General features: G+C 30.9%; 3 protein-coding genes. All 3 read left to right on the forward strand.

Annotated elements, in window-relative coordinates; all coding sequences use genetic code 11:
* The coding region (locus LI114_RS13215) for a polymorphic toxin type 44 domain-containing protein (protein WP_227221061.1) at positions 1–1,366 on the forward strand (1,366 nt) is incomplete at its 5' end.
* A gap of 21 nt (positions 1,367–1,387) precedes the next feature.
* The gene (locus LI114_RS13220; protein ID WP_117925507.1) at positions 1,388–1,939 is read left to right on the forward strand and encodes a hypothetical protein; all 552 of its coding nucleotides are present in this window, start codon (positions 1,388–1,390) and stop codon (positions 1,937–1,939) included.
* A gap of 736 nt (positions 1,940–2,675) precedes the next feature.
* The gene (locus tag LI114_RS13225; RefSeq protein WP_041337555.1) at positions 2,676–3,260 is read left to right on the forward strand and encodes an accessory gene regulator ArgB-like protein; all 585 of its coding nucleotides are present in this window, start codon (positions 2,676–2,678) and stop codon (positions 3,258–3,260) included.
* The last annotated feature ends 99 nt before the right edge of the window (positions 3,261–3,359 follow it).

Raw genomic sequence — 3,359 nt, forward strand, 5'->3', positions numbered from 1 at the left:
TTATAATCATATTGTGGGTAATGTTGCTCCACCTCATGTTGAATTTAAAGCCGTATTGCCAACAGGTTGGGAAACTATTAACCTAGTCAATGTGTTAGATCCTAATAATGGAGCAAAATCAGATAATGATGATTTAACCGACTGGGAAGAAGTTGACACTGAAAGTGGGCTTATTACATGGGATAACGATGGCAATATTCAGTTGCCTACCTTTGAACAGTGTTTGAATAAAGTTCATGATCAGGGTTTTTCTTATGTGTTGAATGAATACAGTGATTCGATTCCAAGTTATATGCATCGATATTTTTATGGCGTTGAGATTCTTCCAATTAAGTCAAATCCCTGTGAGGAGGATTCGGATGGGGATGGATTAAATGATGGTTACGATCCTAATTCACTTTCAGCAAATAATTATAGTTCACAGATGATTGCTCTTGACAATACTGAAACTGTTACAATTATTCAAAAATGCCTTGAGTATTTGGGATATCTTGATATGCAAAATCAGGCTTACGGTACTTTTGGTGGTTTGTCAATTGCTGCTACACAACTTTTCCAATTAAATCATCGTACATTTTCAGATGGTATTTCGTTTAAAAAAGATTCAAATGATTCATATTTTATTGATCTTAATACATATTATGCTATTTTATTAGAAGCAAAAAATAACGGATTCACAGATTTAGTTGAAGACATAGTATGGTTTAATGAAAATTACACTCCAAAGACAATGCCGTTGGAAGAATTTAATGCAAGTTTAAATCCTAATAATCCAGTGTTTATATCATCTGTTAAACGGAGTGATTTTGATAAGGATAATGTATATAACGATAAGGTGGATATTTATGTATATGATTATACGCCAATATTAAATGGAATTCTCAGATATGGAGCACAGGAATTTCACTTCCATTATTATTCGTGTAATCCTTCACCCGTAGAAAGTCTTAATTATCCTTGTCAAAAATATGATAACACATCCAATAAATGTGCTCGTTTAACAGGAGATTATTCCTGGATGATTAGTCAAGTGAAAAATAATGCTCCATATGATGTAAAAACAAGCGGAAGTTGGAATAATTTCATGAAAACTGTTAATGCGAATATTCGTTTTTCGACCAGTTCATTTCCATTTTTATATTCTGACATAATTATAAATGCTGAGATATTCGGAAACATTCTCTTCGGATATGCAGGACATGCTGGTGGCTTTACGAAAAAAGAATTAGAGAGTGGTGGTAGCTTATATTCATTCGTGACAACGGGAGAATTTGATAATACAGAGGATTCAACATACGTAAGATACGGATATGATCTTTACAATAATGTGATTAAAGATTATGATTACATTCATATTTCACAGTAAGATATATCCGGGGTAATTACTATGAAAAAAAAATATATTATTGTGCTGATAGTATTAATTCCTGCTTTGTTTTTCATAATTAGTTTTATTTACAAGGAAAAAGTACATCAAGAGTATGTTAAAAACTGTTATAAGAATAACAAACAATATATGGAATCCATTGTTGATTATTTTGAAAAATATAAATATGATTCAATCCCTATGATTATATATTCACAAGATGACCATATAATCGAGAAGTGTTTAGGGAAAAATAGTGAATATATTGATTGTGGAGAAGAAACTTTTGATAAATATTTCACTTATATGCGGAATAAATACCAAAAAGACAGCCCTTATAATGTGTTTTCCTTTATTCGTGTAAACTATGATAATCAAGGAAATATGCTGATGTACTTTATAGTAAAAAACAGAAAAATTGAGAATGATAAGATACGAAATTATTACCTCGTGTATATTGATAATGAGTATAATGGACATGGTTCAGATTTAGCTATCGACAATTCCACAATCAAAAGCAAACCATTTTCAGGAAATTGGTATCTATGGTCTAAAGATGTTTTAAACGGATAATTTCAGTAATTTATTATTGCAATTAAAAAAAATAATTGCTTAATTATATTCAAAACCAAACAAGTTAAAATCGCCACTATATCTCATATCACAATAGGCACACTCTAACTGTTTAACAGGCTCTCAAAAAAACGATTTGGGAGCCTGCTTTTTAGAGTGATTGTATTTCCCTCATAATCATTGAGAACAGCTCTCTAAGGGCTTCTCCGCTTCTCTGACGGCTATAGTTAAGCAGAAGTCGGCTTGCAATGCCGTTGCGGATTTCATATACACAAAGGCAAATATTCCTTTTTAAGCGATGGATGGTTGATTTTTCGGAAACGATGTGGTATAAGTTTAATGAATTCGAAGAATATAATAGTTATACAACCCAAAATGGAAAATATACTATTTCATTAAGAAATTGCAGTGAAGCAGGTTTATCAGGTTCAATAAGATTAAATGTGTATTTGGTGCATAATGACAATGGATCAATCGAATATATTTGGAAAAAACGTCTTGATTATTACGATGATTTCACTCCATATATTAAATTTGCGGAACTCAATAATGAGGTAATTGTAAAATTTCATAAAAATATTTAACCAGCGAATTAGAAATCAAATAAATCAGAAAGAATCTATATATGAACAAATTATAAAAATAGATGAGCTTTAACGTCAAGAAATGTCATTTGACGTAAAACTATTGAAAAAAATAACTTAAACACGCTATACTAAAAGCGAGGTGATGAAAAATGATTTCAAAACTCGCAAAAGGTACGGCGTGTTTTTTTGTCGACAATAAAATAATAGAAGTGGAAGATTCTGAAGTTTATGCTTATGGAATAGAATTATTGTTATCTACAATCTTCAACTTAATTATAGCTATTATTATTGCTTTAATTTCCAATGAATTTATTCCTTGTGTTATTAATTTGACAGCGTTTGTAACTATAAGAATGTATGCCGGAGGATACCATGCTGATACGCATTGGGGATGTATGCTGACACTTGTGTGTGTACTTTCTGCTTTTATTTTAATAATAAAGACTTTTAGTACAGCTACGATAAGGTTTTTATCTCCGATTCTATGGGTTTTATCAGTATTAATTTTATATAAATTTGCACCGGTTGAACATCCAAACAAACCTATATCAGAGAAAAAGAAGATGAAGTTAAGAAAAAAATCTTTGATTTCATTTTTTATATGGACAATATTCTGCATTATTTTCTATTTTGTTAAAACAGAAGTATGCTTTTATGCAGTAACAGGAATATTTACATTAACTTGTGCAATGGTTGCAGAAAAAATAAAACTACTCATAAAATCATATTCATAACGTTGATTTTCAGTGCGGTCTACGGCATAACGGCAATAGTAACGGGACAAGCCTGCAGTATAACATATTGTCAGCCGAAAGAGCCTGAGAATTTGCATA

It is taken from the genome of Ruminococcus sp. 210702-SL.1.03 (assembly GCF_020559915.1).
Taxonomy (GTDB): Bacteria; Bacillota; Clostridia; order Oscillospirales; family Ruminococcaceae; genus YE71.

Excerpts from the sequence above, each read along its gene's own strand:
- LI114_RS13220 (WP_117925507.1), top strand. The coding sequence starts at position 1,388 with ATGAAAAAAAAATATATTATTGTGCTGATAGTATTAATTCCTGCTTTG.
- LI114_RS13225 (WP_041337555.1), top strand. The coding sequence starts at position 2,676 with ATGATTTCAAAACTCGCAAAAGGTACGGCGTGTTTTTTTGTCGACAAT.